Raw genomic sequence first — 18,158 nt, forward strand, 5'->3', positions numbered from 1 at the left:
CCTGTATCGGCTTGGATCCTTCGTTTCTAAAGCCGGGGCTGGGGTCGGAGGACGGATCAGACTCTGGTGCCGCCCGGTTCCTCTCACAGCCCCCGTTACTCGACCGGCTCCTCCCGCGCGACATCTTGTTGTTCGCGTTTCTGCTCTTTTCGCTCGCGGCGATGCGCGGCAAGGACCGGAAGGGGATGGGCGGTCTGCCAGGCCGGAACCGTCGCAAAGAGGCTCGTCGCCAATGCCGTGCTGCGCAGGGCCCACGCGACGAACCCGGCGGACAACACCACACCGGCCGCGGCGGCGATTCTGGTCATAGAGATCTGCTGAGCGACATCAGTCGCTACCGCTTGTTCCAATTCCTCGATCACCGCATCCAATTTGGCAAACAGCAGCTCACTCAGCACGTCTGGTGAGCGTCCTGCTTCCTGCCCGTTCACAGGAGTGTCTTCTGCGGAGAGCGTAACCGGCGGCACCGGCGCAGATTGATCGTTCACTCTCCCCTCGCCATCCACCCCGCGAGTCGAGGCTTCGCCCGGGCGCAGCGCTTCCGGCCTGAACGGCGCTTCTCCGGATATCTGATACGCCGATCGAACGCCCGACTCGCCATCCGCAAACCGTGCGCCGGGGGCAGCCGCTTCGATCACAGGCCCTGACACAACCGGGTTGAGCGGGGCAAGAACCGGAGTCTGCGTGGGAACAGCCGGTGGAGTGGTTGGGACGAGGGACGGTGGCAGCCCCGCAGGCACGCTGCTCTCGGCGACGTCCGTCACAGTGATGTGAAGCGTCTGCGTCACACTCGCGCCCTGCGTATCGGTGACCCGGACCTGGACGACATAGACGTTGTCCCCGTTCGAATCGGTGGGCACGCTGAAGTCTGGTGGAACCGTAAAGCTTAGGGCGCCGGTCGCAGCATCAATCGTAAACAGCGCCTGATCCACGCCGCCGCTCACACTATAGGAGAGCGTTTGCGCAGGGAGATCGGCATCTCTGCCGCCCACCATCGTGACCGCGCTGACATGTTCCGCCACGTTGATCGCGGCGGTGCCCCCGCCGCCGTCGCTCACGATCGTCGGCGCATCGTTGACTGGCGTAATGGTGAGGGTGACTGTTGTCGCCGCCAAGGCGCCGCCCGCTCTATCCCGCACGGTGAAGGTAAAACTGTCGCTGGTTGTTTCGGATCCGTTGTGGACGTATACAAGGCGATTGGCCGCGATATCCGCCTGCGTAAAGGATGTCGCAGGCACACCCGGCCTTGTCGTCAATTCAACCCGGCCATGCGCAGGACCGGTTCCGATAGCATAGGTCAGTTGTGCGGCGCCATGGTCGACGTCGGACACGGCCAACTCGCTGCTGCCGATGATATCCGTGCCTCCCTCGGCGACCGTGCTTCCGCTGTTCACGACCAGAACCGGGGCATCGTTGACGGCGGTAACATTGAGGGTGAGGGTGTTGGGGGTGGGATCATAGGCATTGGCACTGTCCCGCACGGAGAACGTGAGGCGGGCGTAGCCTGTCCCGTTGGCGTTGGCCGCCGGCGTAAACACCAGGTTCCCCGCCGTCAGATCCGCTACCGACACCACCTGCCCCGCCGTGACCGCCACGCCCGACAGGGTCAGCCGCCCGGCGGTCGGCACCGTATCGATCCGCACGGCGCTGAAGCTGTCGCCCACGTCCGCATCGCTGAAGCCGAAGTTCGTGCTGGTGAACGTATGGGACGTATCTTCGGTGAGCGTGACCGTCGCCGTGGTGCCCGACGGGGCGTCATTGACGTTGGTCAGGTTGATGGTAAAGGTCTCGTTGTAGGTCAGCCCGCCCCGGTCCGTCACCCGCACCGTCACGCTATGGCTCGTGGCCGCTTCGTAGTTCAGCAGGGTCCCGTTGGCCACCGTGATGACCCCCGTCCCGCTGTTGATCGCAAAGCGGCCCCCGGCGCTGTCCGTCAAGCTGTACGTCTTCGTGTCGCCGCTGTCAGTATCCGTCCCGCTGACCGTCCCCACCACGGTCCCGTTCGCGGCATTTTCCGCCACGGTATTGGCGGACAAACTCACATCCGTCGGCGCATCGTTGACCGCAGTCACCGTCAACGCGGCCGTGTCGGCCGCGTGACTATACGCGCTCGCACCTCCACCGATGCCGCTTGCGGTCACCTCGATGTTATCGACGTGCAACCGTCCCATGGAGTCGCTTCCAGTGACGATAAATCGAACCTGGGTATTCGCATTGGCGTATGCGCTGATATCGATTTTCACACTTTGCGCCGAGGCATCCGTCGCATCGATCGAAAAAGTCTGAAGATTGGTCCAAGCCTTGCCGTTAGAGACCTCCACGGATACAGCGCCTTTGGTACCGCCGCCATGTTGGCGGATATAGTCGAACGAAAGCGTGGCGGAAGTGGCGGTACTCAGATCAACGTGCCGACTCGCCCCACGGGACAGGAAATCGGTTTCAATCTGCAGAGAATTCCCTGACAGACCGGCGTAACTATTCACGACGACCATGCCGCTGCCCGTCCCGTTGCTTTCGCCGATCTCTTGCCAGGACCCGCCCCAATTGACCGTCCCGTTATTGTTGGAATAGGAGACTGTGTTGAACTGGTCCCGCACCGTCGATGTCGCGGTCAGATCGGCCGTTCCACCGTTGGTTCCACTCGTCTGATCCCAGGCATGAAAGGTAATCGCATCACTCACGGTGCCGTTGTAATTCGCATCCGCCTGGAAATAGATCCGCGTACTCGCATTGGCGGCCAGGAGCCTGACACTCCCGTCACTGACGGCCCCCAGCGCATTCCATGTCGAACCATTGTTGATGCTGTACCACCAGGTCCCGTTGCTGGTATTCGCACCCGAGATCGCAATGCCGAGTTGCGCCCCGCCGTCTGCATCGGTCACGTTGTCGACTTGCCCCGATGGCGCGGCGAAATCGACGAGCGAGGACACGAGTGTACCCACCGATCCTGACGGTGCGCCGGCATCCTCGGTCACGGCATTCAGAGTGGGACTCCTTGTGGCATCCAATACCGGCGCCGCCAGTAACCCAACCCAGTCTGTCTGTTCCTGGACATCAATCGCGATGCGGGCTTCAATGGCGCCGGTTCGCACTTCGAGATCCCAATCTCCACCCAGTGAGGCATGACCGGTCACATCAGTGCTGGCTTGCACGTCGGCACCCGTGAGTTGCGCGAGACAGTCGACGGCGTCCTGCCCGGTTTCACCCGCGGCAAAATCGCAGCCGTACACCAGAATGTCGGCTTGCTCCGAGAGCGCCTGTCGTATGGTCGAAAGTTCTTCCGCGTAGTGACCGGACATGGTCTCGGCATTGAGCGTGCCCGTGCCCAATTGCAACGTGCCGGCTTCACCATGCGAGATGATGTGAATGGCGTCGATCCCCGTGCGACTCGACAAGACATCGGCCATCTGCGTGATCCCATCCTGCCCGCCGTCGAGCATGACCACTTCAATGTTGGGAGTGATTCCGGCAAGCAGCGTGGCATAGTCCGGCACGGTCGGATCGACAAAGACGATCTCAGCCGGAGATTTCTCAGGCAGAAACGTCTCCAGGGCGTCGACCACCTCATGGCCCTCGTGTGAATCGTGGGCTGAGCCCTCTGCCGGGCCGTCCGCGGAGACGGCCGCGTCGGCCTGTTCCTGTGCGACCGCTTCACCGGCAACCTCGGCTGCGGTAGCTGCCGCAGCCGCATCGAACATCAAGCGCTGCTCGAGGGAGAGAAACAACGACGTCAACGAGCTCTTCGTCGGCGGTGGCTTCGAAGACTCGGAAGACTTGCGCGCATTCGCGTCGTCGCCTGATTGCTTGTTCATGAAGCCGAACCACCCCATCCTTGCCCCGCCTTCAGATTCCAATTCCCCTGTGTCTTCATCGGATTAGCGTTACACGAGCTGAAACCTGAGCAGCCGATCGGGAGGAGCCAGGCCCGGCCAGGAATGCGGGACGTTGAACTGCTTCCAACACGCACAAATGAACAGGCAGACTAACCACGACGATCTCGCCAGCCGCCCACCAGACTCCCAGGGGCGATCGTGCTCGACACCAATCGCCGTCAGAATCCGCTTTCTCGAACCAAGACGGCTGCCACCCGATCCCAGATCCGCCCGGCGAGACTGCGGTGCGGCCCCGTGACTAGGGCCTGCCCCGTGACGGCATGCTGCAGGGGCTCATCGTGATCTTGCACCTCGAACTCCACCCGGTACACAGACTGTTCGGCCTGGAGTCGTCCCCGAACATCTTTCCGGACGGGGACCTCCCCACCATAAATCGAGGCGAAATAGGGAACCGACACATCGTGCTCATCGAGATCCCTGATGGCGAGCACCCGCGCCTGCCTCGTGCTACGCGTCAAATCATCAGGAATGAACCGTGCTTCCTGCCCAGGCGCAAGAAACCGGACATCCTCGACAGATGCCAGCGCGGTAAGATGCGCGTGAAGCGGATCGACGAGATAGGCAACCGGCAGGTCGGCGTTGATCCATCGACCGGGGTAAAGCGACTCCGCACGGTCCGCCACAACCCCCGCGATCGGCGCGCGCAGCAGGAAATCCTCTTGCCGCTCGATCATGCCCTCAAGTTCCGCCTGCTTGGCGCTCAGCGCCTCGCGGATCACCAACCTCTGCGCACGATCGTCGGCGTTGCCGGCTTGGCGCTGCGTCCGGAGGTCCAGTCGCGCCAGGTGGATCTGAGCGGCTTTAACTGCCTTGATCAGTTCCGGGCTTTCCATGACCAGCAACGTCTCGCCCTCCTGCACGAATTGCCCGGGGCGTGCGCTCACCGAGACGATCCGTCCAGGAGCGGGCATATAGACCGTGGCATACGTGGCCGATTGCAACACCGCAGGAATCGAGATACGACCGCCCCAGGGAATGCACAGCAACAGGATGCCGGTCGTCAGGATCGCCATCGTCAACGCCGACCGCCGGGTCGAGGCATACACAGTTCGACGAGTCCACCAGGCTTCCAACTCGCGCCAGACCGGAAGGCAGACAAAAAACAGGATCTCCACGAGAAACAAGGCTATCCCGAGTAGTTTGAAGGAGTAGTGGTACACCATGATCGCGATGCCGGTGAACAGCACGATCCGATAACTCCACACAGCCCAGGCATAGGCCACGAGACTGTTTCGCCTCGACGTTCCGACCATCTCCGGCGGCGCGGCCCCAGGAGCAAAGAGCAATTCCCGCAGGCGCCACTGACCGAAGGCAAACGCACGATCCTGGAGATTTGCTACTCCCAATCCGTCGGCCAGCAAGTAGTAGCCGTCGAATCGCATTAACGGGTTGAGATTGACCGACAGACTCATGATCCAGCTCGTCGTGGCCACGACGAACGCCAGGCTGCGCACGGTTCCGTCCGGCAAAAAAGACCACAGCACCGTCGCCACGGCAGCCAAGCCCAGTTCCGCCAGTACCCCTGCAGCCGCCACGGCCAATCGCTTTCGCTTGTCGGTCAGGCGGTACGCGTCACTCACGTCGGAGTAGAGCACCGGCATCATCACCATGAACGCCACCCCGATGGTCGGGACCCGGCATCCGAATCGCGTCGCGGTGTACGCATGGCCCATTTCATGAACCACTTTGACGCCGCAGAGCACGGCCCCGTACATGACGGCGCCGCGCCAACTAAAGAAGTGCAGGAAGGTCGACAGAAACGTCTCCCACTGGCGACTGACGAGGAAGAGGCCGGCACAGAGCAGGAGGGCGAAGATCCAGGCCGCTGCCGCGGTATACAGGGGCGCAACCAGCGGGAGCGTCCTGCGGATGAACGCATCCGGACGAAGCAGCGGGATCTTGATGAACAGGTAGTGATGCAACAACCACTGCCACCAGGCCTGACGGCGCGCGGCCTGCTGCTCGACATAATCTTTCGTGTGTCCGCTCGCCGATTGATCCGTCAGATTGTTCGCATAGAGAAATCGAACGAAGTCTTCGACGTCTTCAACGCCGAGACGCGAGGTGGTGTCGCGCGCGACCACCTTCACGAGCGACTCGATCGTGCCGGCACTCCATCGCTCCAGGAGCTGGTAGACCTGCCATTCGATCTGAAAATACTTATTACGGACCGGGTCGACGATCGTCCACGTGGGTACGCCTTCCGGCGACGGGGCGCCGCGGAGAAACTGGAGATTCTTGCGAAGCGGAGGAAGCGGGCGCTCCTTGAGAGACTGGGCGGGGGTGACACCGGCCATACGTTACAACCCCACGAGTTGGCGGAGCGCGGCAAACGGACGACGGAACAACAGGAACGCCAGCGGCCCTTGTTCACCATACACCTTGGCCGATCCCTGCCACCCGATGCGGATGCGAGGATCGACGCGGGAAAGATCTGCCATGACCCGATAGGCCAAGATATCCCCCGGCAAGACCTCGGCGTGATAACTGGTCCGACGCACCGCGCCCGGAAACGATTCCAAGGGCAGCGCATCAAAAAAGGCGACGACGTCCCCGCCTTCCCGCAACAACAGCGCGTCGCTGACGGGGAGATCGATGCGGAGCTCGATGCGCCGTGGATCAGCGATTTCCATGATTCGCTCACCGACCGACACCGGTTTCCCGATCCAGTCCGACTTGTCCGTATAGAGGAGCAAGCCCGCTTGAGGCGCCCGGACCTCGATCTGTCGAAGCATCTCCTGGGCATACTCAAGTTCCGTCTCCTTGAGCGAGACTTCCGCAGCCTTCAGCGGCACCTCCGCCTTGCGCGCCGGATCGCCGAACCCGGACTGGATCGCCTGGGCCTGTTCGGCCCTGGCCACCGCCAGTTGTTGCTCGGTCACCCGGAACTGGTTCCGAATATTGGTATCGTCGTACCGCAGCAGCAGACGATCCTGCTGCACCATGGTATTCGGTTCGACCACCACGTCGGCGATCACCCCGTCCATGGGCGCACTCACGATCACCGGATCCGTCGCGACCACTTTCACCGGAGCCACGGTTGACATCCGGACCGGGAGACAGAGCAGGCCGGCGACTGCAACGGCAATCACGATCAGCGAAGGCTGCTTGAGCTTCGCCGTCCACCCGATGTGGCGAGTCGACAGGGCCTTCCACGCATAGGCGAAGCTCCCGGTCAGGCGACGCACGATCGTCACATCGTTCTCCTGCCAAGGACTCTCCCGCTCGATCCACAATCCTCCCAGAATCGTGTCGTCGGGATGCTTCAGGGGACACCAGAGCACGTGGCCGTGGACGAATTCCTGCCATCCGGCACGCAGGGATTCCGGTATGGCCTCCTGCTCGAGCACGATCGGCGCATCCCCCGGCTGCGCATGCCGCACGGCCTGCACGACCTCTTCCAGCCAGACCATCATGGGGGCATCGCGATCGATCACCGCCACGCTCGATGCCGTGACGGCCCGATAGGGAGTGTCCTCCGAATCGGTGGCGCTCAGGAGAATCGCCTGCTCATAGGGAACCAACCGGCGGGTTTCATTGACTGCGACGAACTGCAATTCCTCCAACGTCGTCGCCGCGCGCACCTGCGCTTCGAGGTACGTCAACGTCGCCAGATGGATCAGGGTCGCAATTTCCCGGGCTGTTGGTTCCGCAGTGGTGGTCGCCTGCACGATCTACTCTCCCTTAGGCTGACCCGCAGCGAATTGAGCGGACCCGCTCATCCCTGCGAGAATATCAGCCGGCAACCGGTCGAAGGTCCCGACAATCTTGATGGTCTGACTGGCCGGATCGACGTTGGCGCCGATCTCTTTGATCGTCGCCGGATATCCATGCTGAGTTTCGTCGACCATGAACGTAAACGGCGCCTTGCGTCGCAACCAGGCCAATGCGGACGAAGGCACCACGAGCTCGATTTCCAGACTCGTATCGTCCAATACGCTCACCAGCTTGTCGTTCGGGAACACATTTTCATACTCATTGACCATCACACCGACGACGCGTCCGGCAAAGGGGGCCGTGATATGGCATCCCTTCACATTGACCTCGGCCACCTTGATGGCCGCGGCTGCCTTCTTCTCTTCCGCCTCGGAGATCTGAAGATCCAGCGTACTGACGGCATTGAGGGTCATGAGCGAGCGGTTGTTCTGCGCCGTTTTGTCCTTCGCTTCATGCTCGGCTTTCGCTGCCGCGAGTTCGGCCTTGTACTTCTCGCAGTCAAGCTGGACCAACACCTTTCCTTTCTCGAACCGTTGACCTTCCTTGAAGGGAACCTGGCTGATCCGGCCTTGAACCTGTGCATACAACACGGCCTGGGCGGCCGCCTTCACGATCCCCCGGATTACGCTCTTGTCCGACCGCACCACCTGCAACGGACGTTCCCCCTTCGCCTCGCTCACGGAGGTCGCGAGTCCCACCCCTCCCAACGCCAGCAGCGCTATCGCACTATGGAACCACGGCTGTCGCATCGTTCTGCCTTTCTCCAGAGGGTCTGGAAACGCCGCCGGGCATCGGTTCCCACAGCTGCCGTAATGAATCCGCCAGGCCGGAGAGCGTCTGCTCCGGGCCGGACGGTGGAACCGCCTCCTCGCCGACTGCCGACCGGAGGGTGGCATACGCCGTCTCGACGCCCGCTTGCGCCACGTCCAGCCTGACTTCTGCGAGAATCTGGTTGACCTGCTCCCGCAATAACACCAGTTCGCTCGTGCTATTGGTAATCCACAGACTATGGGTGTGCTCGACGATCGCCTGTTGCGTTTCCTGATAGGTGCGGGCATTGCCCAGTTCGTCTTTGGCCAACATGAACTGCGCCGCCCCCACATGCACTTCCGTCAACACGGTCATCGTCAGCGCCAAACTCTGGGCGTCGAGCACCGCCCGTTGTGCCTCAATTGCCTTATACTTGGCCGGGACTCTGAAGACCCCCATGAGGTTCCAACTGACTTGGGCCGCATAATTCAGCCAGTTTTGATAGAGGAAGAAGGAATTCGAGTTGTAATACCCGCCGAACTGCAATTTCATGCTGGGGAACAGCTCCAGCAGCGTCGCTTTGGCTTCTTTCGCGTTGATCCGCTTTTGATAATCGATCGTCCGTAACTCCGGTCGGAACGTCAACGCCTGTTGCTCCAGGCTTTCCGCATCGAGGTTGTCGATCAACGGGGCGGCAGGACGAGAGGGCTGCTGCACCTCGAACGAGACCCCGGGAGGAAGGCCCATCAATGACGCAAGCTGGATCTTGGCCGTGCTGAGTTCGCGAAGAAGCTTTTGCACTTCCCGCTGAATGTTCAGCATGTCCCTGCGGTAGTTCAGCGGCGTGAGCGGCGCTTGGAGTTTGCGTTGCACGATCGCCTGGCTTTGACTCAAGGCCTTGTCGATCATGCCGTCGAGCTGCCGCACTTGCGGCAACAGTCGTTCGGCGCTGACCGCCCGCCAGTAGGCATTCCGCACATCCTGCAACAGGCGAACGGCAATCCGGCGGCGTTCTTCCTCCGCGATCAGCATATTGTCGCCGGCCTGCTTGGCACGGATGTAGGACAGTCCAAAATCCAACACGTCCCAACTGAGAGACAGATTCCCGCTGAACACATTCTTATCCATCGAGGTAAAGGGTTCGAGAATCGGACGACCGTCCACCAGCGATTGGGCACCGCCGCCGGCGAAATTGTTTCGCCCGTCGAACCCCGCATTCACCGCCACTTGCGGGAGCAGACTGTAATGCGCCACGTTGAGTTGCTGATGCGCCAAGGCAGACTGCATGGCCTTGACCTTCGCATCGAGGTTGTAGCGGAGAGCCCTGGCCGTCGCCTCATAGAAATCGATCGGCTTCTCGATCGGTTCCTGCTCCTGTACAATCGCCAGGAGATCCTGGCTGACACGCCCTTGAATCTCTTCTTTTGTCACGGGGCTGGGGGTGACCATACAACCGGTCACCAACAACAGAGCCGTCGCACCGCACCACACACGATACACAATCATGCCCCTCATCTCTCCCACTACGCGGGCTTCCACGTAGGAATACGGCTGACAAAACTCCCCTTCAGGCCGTACCATCGGTCACAGTGGAGAGAAACTTAAGCGAACGAACAGGAAGGACCAAGACGACAAGGGAGAAATCACTCAGGATCTGAACGACTTGGTGTGAGGATCTGTCATTAAAACGACCTGAATGACAGCGAGACCCATCACGGAGACTGCCGGGTTTCCACTTACGGATGCACCCATTGACCTGCCTTCCGCACACCCAGTATTCTGCGACCGGGACAGATACCGGACACGCAACCCTGGTGAGGACTGCATGCAATTCGACGCCGCGTTAGCCGCGCAAGAGACATTACAGGAAGCGGAATCCGAGCTTGGTGCCGACTGGGACGAAGCCGCTGAACTCGAAGAGACCTTTTCTTCCAACGCCGGCGCCACGGCCAGGGATGCCTACGAGCAACTCCTTGCGCTGGCCGCCCGCCACCCCAACGCGCACCGGTTTCAGGCCTTTTGCATTTACATTACCTGGCAACAAGTGACCGAGGAAACGATTGCCCGTCATTTTCAAACCGGCATGACCCTCGCCCAGACTTACCTGGCCTCGCCGGAGGGGAAGGATCCAAGACACCTTGCCTGTGTCGCCGAATTGCTCGACTCGTTTCGCGCAGGCTTGGGACTGGACGAAGAGGACGACATCGTGGTGGAATTTCGCAAAGACACGCCCAAAGGTGGCGACTGACCCAAGCGTGAAACGTCACTCGTGAAACGTGAAGCGTTTCAGAATCGAGATACCCACGACGAGAGACGAACGACGATTCCAAGACATCCGGAACAATGGCTGAAAACGATAAACATCGCGCCCGCATTTTTCTTCACAGAGGCGATCTCGTCCAGGCGCGGGCCGCCTGGGAAGCCGCGGTCAAAGATGACCGCCGCACGGGAACGCCACGCGAACTCTCCAATAGTCTCGGCAATCTGGGCAACACCCTGGCCCTGGCCGGCCTGTTTGAGGAGGCCGACGCCTGTTATAAGGAAGTGCTCGCCATCCAACGGGATGAGCGTGACCCGCATGCCATTGCCCACACGCTCGTGAACCTCGGTAACTTGTATATCGGCGCCGACAAGCCGGAGAAAGCGCGTCCCTACTACCTGGAAGCACTCGACCTGCTGAAACCGCTCAACGATCATCGCGCATTGGGCATCCTGTACCACAACCTAGCCATGGACGAAGCGCGTCGGCAGCATTGGAACGAATCCCTACGGCTGTTCACCCAGGCGCTGGATGCCCATCGTATCGTCGGGAACGAAGAGGGGTTGGCCGGCACCTACAGCCAGATGGGAAAAATGTTTCTGGACAGTGGGCAATCTGTGGAAGCAGAACGCTGTTTCAACAACGCCACCGAACATTTCATCAAACTCGGTAATCCGGCCGGCGAAGCAGCCGTCCTGCGGGAGCTCGCCGACCTCTACGAACGGCGGCAGGACACCGTCGCAGCCATCCGTTGTGTGGAACGTCTGCATCACCTGGCGCTGGGAACCGGGCGCGCCCCCTCCACTGCCGATCGCGATCGACTCACAAGGCTGCGCGCCGCCCGTAGCTGAACCGACAGGGGTGATGGTAGAATTTCGCGCTCTTCACCCCCGTCATGCATGCATCATAAGGAGCCCTATGGATATCAGTGCATTCCGTCAAATGGTAGAGAAGAACCCGAAAGGATTCCTCGGCCGTTACGGTCTGGGAAACAAAATTCTGCAGGAAGGCGGCAGCCTGGAGGAGGCGGCGGAGCACCTCACCGTCGCCACCCAATTGGACCCCACTCACGTGGCTTCACACCTCGCCCTCGGGCGCGCGCTCGTGAAACTGGGAAAGAAAGAGGAAGCGAAACCGGTCTTGAAGGCCGGGATCGATGCCGCAGTATCCGGCCGATCCAACGGCGGCGTAGACTTGGTGCCGGAACTGCAGCAACTCCTGCGAACGCTTGAATAATCCAGGGTGGAGGATCTATGGATCTTGACGTAGCCAGACAACGGATCGAATCCGCAATTACCCAATACGGCCAGCATGCCGCCATGGCCATCGAATTAGTGATCAATGAAGTGCGCTCCGACATGGGCCGTGACGCCGTCAACGAGTTGATCGATGAGTTCGATTTGGAACTCATGTACAATATCGCCCCGATGGAATCGGACTTCTCAAACAGCTGAACCAGGATGGAGCTGATTCGCACAGCTCTTCGAGGGTGCTCAAAACGGCCCTCCGACGAGGCCGCAGCCGAGGAAGCCTCAGATGCGTACGTGCAGAGGCATGTTGAGGGACATTGCGTGTCGAGAACGAGGGTGAAGGGCTTGTTCGGCATCCCGCCATGTCATTAATCTGGTGCTCCATCTCCGGCCACGGCTATGGCCATGCTGCGCAGGTCGTGCCGGTCCTGAACACCCTGGCTCGGCGGGCCCCACACCTGAAGGCCCTCCTCCGGACCTCGCTCCCGTCCACCTTCTTCGAACCTCGCCTGAAGCTGACGTGGGAATTGAGTCCTGCTCAGCAGGATATCGGTTGCATTCAGAACGGCCCCCTCACCATCGACGTGCCTGGAACCTGGGAGGCCCACCGGGCACTTCATACAGAGTGGGATCAGAAAATCGAGACGGAAGCCGCCTTGATTCGTGAGGCACATCCGGCTGTGGTCCTCTCGGATATTTCCCACCTCGGAATCGCCGCCGGAGCCGCGGCCGGGATCCCGACCATCGGCCTCTCTTCCCTCTCCTGGGATCTCGTCCTCGAACCGTTCGTCGATCCCGCGATACCGGAACACGCCGTGATCTTGCGACAGATCCGCGATGCGTACGGCAAGGCCGATCGATTCCTGCGTGTGACACCGGGCCTGGCGATGACGGCATTTCGAGCCATGGACGACATCGGCCCCATTGCGGAACCAAGCACTCCAGAGCGTATGACACTCCGTCGATCACTCGGCGCGGACGATGCAGACCGGATCATCCTCGTCGGGTTCGGCGGGATTCCGCTCGACACGCTCCCGTTCGAACGAATGGCACGCATGCCTGCCAGCCGCTTCATCTTTGACGGCCCCGTCCCGAAGGGATCTTCGCGAGTCGTCCCGCTCTCTGCGCTGGGCCTCCCGTTCAAACAGGTCCTGGCATCGGCGGACCTTATCCTCACGAAGCCCGGGTACGGCACGATCGTCGAATCCGTCGCGCTCGGCATTCCCGTCGTCTACGTACGCCGCTATAATTTCGCCGACGAGCAGTCGCTGGTAGACTATCTCCATCATTATGGACGCGGAGCTGAGCTGTCGCGGGATGATTTTTACCGCGGAGCATGGGAGCCCGCCGTGCACCTGGCACTGGCACAACAGCCTGCGGCCCCTCCCCCGCCGCTCTCCGGGCCACAGGATGCCGCGCAGTTTCTCGCCCGCTACGTATGACCACCGCCATGCGCATTCCCGCTCCCTGCGCAAACTGACATCCGATTAGTCGTTTTTTACGTACAGTGTTATAGTGGGCCCTATTCAGAATCCGAGGATAACCGCACGCATCTAGGCCGACTGCATGGACGCTCCGCGACAAGCCGCATCATCGATCGATCCCAAACTCTTGGCCCGCGTGGCCAGGGGTGATCAACAGGCATTCGGCCAACTCTACGATCAATCGAGCACGCTGTTGTTCACCCTGGCCTATCGCATTCTCAGCAATCGCGACGAGGCGGCGGAGTTGCTGCAGGACGTATACCTTGAGGTCTGGCGAAAAATCGCCAAGTACGATGTGGGCCGTGGCAGTCCCATCGCCTGGCTGGTGACCCTGACGCGGAGTCGCGCGATCGATCGGCTGCGCGCGCGCGCCTCGCGCGGACAACAGATCGTGGCCGATTCGTTCGAGCACCCGCTGGTGTCCGTCACACCCGATGTCAGCCCAAGCCCATACGAAGCCCGTGAGGATACCGAGATCCGGCAGCTCATGGCGAAGGCGATTCTCGACCTGCCACTCCCGCAGCAACAGGCCATCGAAATGGCGTTTTACCAGGGATTGACGCATACGGAGATCGCCGCCAAGTTGAATCAGCCGTTGGGAACCGTGAAAACCAGAATCAAACTGGCCATGATCAAACTCCGCGCCTCCTTGCAGGAGACCTTACCGCAAGGGCACCAGTCATGACTCACGAGGAATTGGAAGAGGCCGTTCCCCTGTATGCCATCGGCGCCCTGGAGCGTTCGGAGCGACAGGCTATCGAAGCGCACCTGCTGTCCGGATGCACGGCTTGCCATGCCGCTTTGAAGGACTATCAGACCGTCGCATCACTGTTGCCGTTCGGACTGACTCCCGCAACGCCCCCCAATACGCTGAAAGCCAAAATCATGATGGCGCCGGCAGCGACCACGAGCCAGACCGAACCGGAGCAGCCAGGCCCGCGATCAAGCCTGGAACCGGGCGAGTGGATGAACCATCTGTTTCCTCCTATCACGCCCGCCCGATCACTGCCCTTCCGGTTCGCCATGGGCTTCGCCGTCCTGGCGCTGATCGTCGGAGGTGGCTATGTCGCCTGGCTGACCTATACGCAGACGGCGCAACGTTCCGGTGAAATCCAACAACTACAGGCAGCGGTGCAACAGGGATCTGCGCGTGTGGCGGCGTTACAAACTGAACTCCAGCAACGTGAGCACACGCTCGGCTCCCTGAAATCTACATTGGAGCAACGCACGACGGAGGTGGCCGAACTGCGAGATCAGTTGTTGCAACGGGAGGCGGAGTTGGAGGACGCCCATGCCCAGCTGACACACCACGACAGTTCGTTGCAGCGACTCGCCCGCCAGAGTGAGGAGTTTGCCGGCCTGTTCAAAAATCCAGCTTCCAAAGTCGTTTCCCTCTCCGGCTCTGAGATGGCGAAGTCAGCAGGCGCGTTTCTGCTGTTCGACCCGACAACCAAGAAGGCCTGGCTCTATGCCTTCAACCTGCCCGCACTTCCGAACGGAAAGGTCTATCAGCTCTGGGCGATCGACGACAAACCGGTCAGCGCCGGCGTGTTTGGATTGGACCCAGGCCAGAAGGCCCGCATGTTGATTAAGAACATGGGCGACTTTCCGCGAATGAAGAAGTTCGCGGTGACGGTGGAACCGGACGGTGGACGCCCGGAACCAACGGGTGCCATCTACTTAATCGGCCAGATCTAGCCTACCGCCACTTTTCCTCGACGAACTCCCGCTGCGGTTCTCACCCCGAACGTGCTAGCATGGTTTGATCGCCCGGTTGACGACGCCTCATGCCATCGACCGACCCCGACCACGCCATGCCCTTGAACGAGGATCTCGATAGGCACTTCATGCAGCAAGCCCTGGCCCTTGCCAGGGAAGCGCCTCTAATCGGTGAAGTACCGATCGCCGCCCTGCTCGTCCGCGAGGGCCTCGTCATCGCCGGCGCTCACAATCTGCGGGAAACCGAACAGGATCCCACCGCGCATGCGGAGCTGCTCGTGATCCGGGAAGCAGCCAAGCAGACGAAGAGCTGGCGCCTGACTGAAAGCACGCTGTACGTCACCTTGGAACCCTGCACCATGTGCATCGGTGCGATCGTGCTGGCCCGCATCCCGCGTCTGGTCTTCGGGGCGCTCGATCCGAAAGCCGGTGCCTGCGGATCCATCATGGACATTCCGCCGGAACCCAGGCTGAACCATCGCGTGGATGTCATCGGAGGACTGTGCGCGGAAGAGAGCCAGGCCCTCTTGCAGGATTTTTTTCGCGCCCTGAGGAAAGACTCAGCACAGAGGAGATCGGGTTAGATTAGTAAAGAGAGTAGGCCGTTGACTCGAGTTGATGCAACTCCCACTCCTCGCCCTGCACGGCGACCGCTCCCGCCAAGTGATCGAGCAACGCCAGCGACCGAATGTGCCAGCCCGGGTCGAACGCCCCAGAGTCCGTCCACCGTACCTGGGCGAGTGAGGAACCCCCTTCGAACAACACTTCAAACCGATCCAGTCCGAGCGAGAGCCCCACGCCTTTGCCTTTCAGATAGGCTTCCTTCGCCGTCCAGAACCGATAAAACAGGTGCCGCCTGGCCTCCCCCTCACACTTAGCCATGAGCGCTGATTCGCCGTGCGCAAAGAACCGCCGTGCCAGCTTGAGTGCATCGACATCCGCCTTCAGGACCTCCACGTCCGCCCCCAACGCCCGACCTTTTGCCACCGCCACCAACGCATAGGGTCCGGAGTGAGACAGACTGAACTGGATGTCCTCGGCCGCCGCGCTCATCCCACTGATCGCAGGTTTTCCATGCCGGCCGAATGAAAATCGAATCTGCCCGGCCACCTTGTGTGTGTAGCGGGAGAGCAGCAGGCGCAGCAACGCATGGGAAAGGATATAGCGTTGACGATCTCGATCAAAGGCGAACCGGGCCGCACGCGCCTGCTCATCGTCAGACAACAACGCGGCGAGAACACGCTGATCTTCGGCATAGTGCAGGAGATCGCAGAACCAGACGTGGACGTCTGAAGGTCCGAGGGAGGGAAACGTCTTGGAGACGGAGGGGCGAGTCGAAGGACGCGACATCATTCAATCAACAGGATCCACATCGCAGGGCTACCCCGACGATCGCGCGACCGGCTTCAGCATGGGAGCGGCACGGAACCCGGCAGAAAAAGCACTGCCGGATGACGCCTCAACGACCCGCCCGTCGTCCAGTTTTAACACGCGGTCACCCACATGAAAATACCGATCATCGTGCGTCACGACGATCACACCTTTTCCCCGCGCCCGCAGTTCCGGCAGCAACTCCCCGTAAAACACGTCCTTATATTGCGGATCTTGATCGGCCGCCCATTCGTCGAACACGTAAAACGGCCGGTCTTCCAGCATCGCGGTGACGAGCGCGAGGCGTTTCCGCTGCCCCTGCGAGAGGTTGATCGTGGAATATTCCCCGTCCTGAATGGTTACCTTGTGATTGATGCGCAGAGTCTTCAACCACCCGTCTGCTTGGCTGGCGACAAGGGAGGGATCAAGCCCCAGCAACTTCTTGAAGAGATAGAAATCCGAAAACACCGCCGCAAAATGCTGCCGATACCAATCCTGCGTGGCCGGCACAATGGCTTCTCCGTTCAGCGTGACCTGGCCCTGGTGCGGCAAATACAGGCCCGTGAGCAGTTTGACGAACGTGGACTTGCCGCTGCCGTTTCCTCCAATAATGAAGACCAGCTCCCCTGAACGAATCGACAGATCCAACGGGCCCAGGTTGAAGGGGCGTTCATCGTCCCCTTTGGATTCGTAGGCAAACACCGCCTGGGAGAATTCCACGCAATGACTCCCCTGCGCCACCGGCCGTTCCGCTCCGCCTTCCCGAGTTCCCTCATCGAGGGCCAGCCCCAACGATTCAATTTTTTCTAGCGCGACCTGGCCGCGGCTCAGCGTCGGCACCATACCCAGCAGGCCCCACATCGGACCGATCATATACAACATGGCAAAGGCATACCCCGTCAGTGATTCACCGGACAGGGACAACAGTCGTGGGAACAGCAGCAGAATGACCCCGATCAACCCATAAAAGAGCACTTGGGTCCAGGAATCCGTGGTGAGGTATTGCGTCGTGGTGATTAAATTATGGCGCCGTAGGGCTTCGGCGGCCTGCCGAATGTCTTGCTCGACGAACGTGTCGCGGCGGCCACGATGCAACATCAATTCCTTCATTCCCTCCGTCAAGCTGCGGAAATGTTCGAACAGCACGCCCTTTGACTCGCGAACCGCCAACGACGACTGCAACACCCGCTGATAGAGTTGGCGATAACCCAGCAGCCCCAACACGGCAAGGACCACGACGCCAAGAAACGCCTGCCAGGACAGCCACGCCAGATAGAGTGAGCAACCGGCGAGAATGGCCACATTGATCGCCAAGCCAGGCAATCCATTGACGGCCCAAGCCATGGCATTGGTGTCATCGGTCAGCGTGGCGAGAATTTCGTGCGGGCCCCGACGCTCTAACGTGCGGTAGGGGGCGCGCACCACCTTCCAGCACAGGTCCATTCCCAGCTTCAGAATCGTTTTCTGCGCGAACGTGACCAGCAGCAATTGCGAGAGATAGTTGGAGCTGACTTTCAACATCGCCAATCCGATGAAGGCAAGCGCAAACCCCTCTGAGGTTGTCCCCGCCCCATTGATCAACTTGTTGATGACGGCCAGCAGGCCCACGCTGGACAGGCCCGCCAACAGGCCGGTCAACACCATCAGCACCATCATGGCCCTGGCGTCACGCAACAGGAAGAGGAGGAATCGATAGAGTTTCATCATGGTGAGC

Annotated in this window: 15 protein-coding genes; 8 read left to right on the forward strand and 7 right to left on the reverse strand. The window is 60.7% G+C overall.

The annotated features are described in order from the left end of the window. Nucleotides 1-95 precede the first annotated feature (95 nt). From KJA79_RS08490 to KJA79_RS08510, 5 genes are all read right to left on the reverse strand, one after another. Nucleotides 96-3,812 carry a DUF4347 domain-containing protein gene (locus KJA79_RS08490; RefSeq protein ID WP_213041607.1) on the reverse strand — a complete coding sequence of 1,239 codons (3,717 nt, stop codon included), beginning with the start codon at nt 3,810-3,812 and terminating at the stop codon, nt 96-98. Nucleotides 3,813-4,051: 239 nt separating this feature from the next. Then, a complete protein-coding gene (locus KJA79_RS08495; RefSeq protein ID WP_213041608.1) occupies nt 4,052-6,190 on the reverse strand; it encodes a site-2 protease family protein in 2,139 nt (712 codons plus the stop codon). A gap of 3 nt (nt 6,191-6,193) precedes the next feature. Beyond that, complete coding sequence (locus KJA79_RS08500; RefSeq protein WP_213041609.1) at nt 6,194-7,564, reverse strand: efflux RND transporter periplasmic adaptor subunit; 1,371 nt, start codon at nt 7,562-7,564, stop codon at nt 6,194-6,196. A 3-nt stretch (nt 7,565-7,567) separates the two neighbouring features. Continuing rightward, nucleotides 7,568-8,359 (reverse strand): efflux RND transporter periplasmic adaptor subunit, encoded by a 792-nt coding sequence (locus KJA79_RS08505; RefSeq protein ID WP_213041610.1) that lies wholly within the window; start codon nt 8,357-8,359, stop codon nt 7,568-7,570. Further along, nucleotides 8,337-9,866, reverse strand: coding sequence for a TolC family protein (locus KJA79_RS08510; protein ID WP_213041611.1), 1,530 nt, complete (start codon nt 9,864-9,866; stop codon nt 8,337-8,339). The genes KJA79_RS08505 and KJA79_RS08510 overlap by 23 nt, the downstream gene beginning before the upstream one ends. Before the next feature lie 319 nt (nt 9,867-10,185). Between KJA79_RS08510 and KJA79_RS08515 the strand changes: the two genes are divergently transcribed. From KJA79_RS08515 to tadA, 8 genes are all read left to right on the forward strand, one after another. After that, nucleotides 10,186-10,608, forward strand: coding sequence for a hypothetical protein (locus tag KJA79_RS08515; RefSeq protein WP_213041612.1), 423 nt, complete (start codon nt 10,186-10,188; stop codon nt 10,606-10,608). 95 nt (nt 10,609-10,703) lie between these two features. Beyond that, the gene (locus tag KJA79_RS08520; RefSeq protein WP_213041613.1) at nt 10,704-11,471 is read left to right on the forward strand and encodes a tetratricopeptide repeat protein; all 768 of its coding nucleotides are present in this window, start codon (nt 10,704-10,706) and stop codon (nt 11,469-11,471) included. Nucleotides 11,472-11,538: 67 nt separating this feature from the next. Next, nucleotides 11,539-11,856 carry a tetratricopeptide repeat protein gene (locus KJA79_RS08525; protein WP_213041614.1) on the forward strand — a complete coding sequence of 106 codons (318 nt, stop codon included), beginning with the start codon at nt 11,539-11,541 and terminating at the stop codon, nt 11,854-11,856. 17 nt (nt 11,857-11,873) lie between these two features. After that, nucleotides 11,874-12,074, forward strand: a complete 201-nt coding sequence (locus tag KJA79_RS08530; RefSeq protein WP_213041615.1) for a hypothetical protein — start codon at nt 11,874-11,876, stop codon at nt 12,072-12,074. Nucleotides 12,075-12,232: 158 nt separating this feature from the next. After that, nucleotides 12,233-13,312 (forward strand): glycosyltransferase family 28 protein, encoded by a 1,080-nt coding sequence (locus tag KJA79_RS08535; RefSeq protein ID WP_213041616.1) that lies wholly within the window; start codon nt 12,233-12,235, stop codon nt 13,310-13,312. Nucleotides 13,313-13,436: 124 nt separating this feature from the next. Continuing rightward, nucleotides 13,437-14,039, forward strand: a complete 603-nt coding sequence (locus KJA79_RS08540) for a sigma-70 family RNA polymerase sigma factor (protein ID WP_213041617.1) — start codon at nt 13,437-13,439, stop codon at nt 14,037-14,039. Then, nucleotides 14,036-15,052, forward strand: coding sequence for an anti-sigma factor (locus KJA79_RS08545; protein ID WP_213041618.1), 1,017 nt, complete (start codon nt 14,036-14,038; stop codon nt 15,050-15,052). Before KJA79_RS08540 ends, KJA79_RS08545 begins: the two co-directional genes overlap by 4 nt. 89 nt (nt 15,053-15,141) lie before the next feature. After that, complete coding sequence (tadA, locus tag KJA79_RS08550; protein WP_246507520.1) at nt 15,142-15,657, forward strand: tRNA adenosine(34) deaminase TadA; 516 nt, start codon at nt 15,142-15,144, stop codon at nt 15,655-15,657. A gap of 1 nt (nt 15,658) precedes the next feature. Here tadA and KJA79_RS08555 read toward each other — a convergent pair whose 3' ends face one another. Together KJA79_RS08555 and KJA79_RS08560 are read right to left on the reverse strand one after the other, a co-directional pair. Continuing rightward, nucleotides 15,659-16,426 carry a 4'-phosphopantetheinyl transferase family protein gene (locus KJA79_RS08555; protein ID WP_213041619.1) on the reverse strand — a complete coding sequence of 256 codons (768 nt, stop codon included), beginning with the start codon at nt 16,424-16,426 and terminating at the stop codon, nt 15,659-15,661. A 27-nt stretch (nt 16,427-16,453) separates the two neighbouring features. Then, nucleotides 16,454-18,151, reverse strand: coding sequence for a cyclic peptide export ABC transporter (locus KJA79_RS08560; protein WP_213041620.1), 1,698 nt, complete (start codon nt 18,149-18,151; stop codon nt 16,454-16,456). Nucleotides 18,152-18,158: the final 7 nt, after the last annotated feature.

Origin of the sequence: Nitrospira defluvii (assembly GCF_905220995.1) — a bacterium.
Lineage (GTDB): Bacteria > Nitrospirota > Nitrospiria > Nitrospirales > Nitrospiraceae > Nitrospira_A > Nitrospira_A defluvii_C.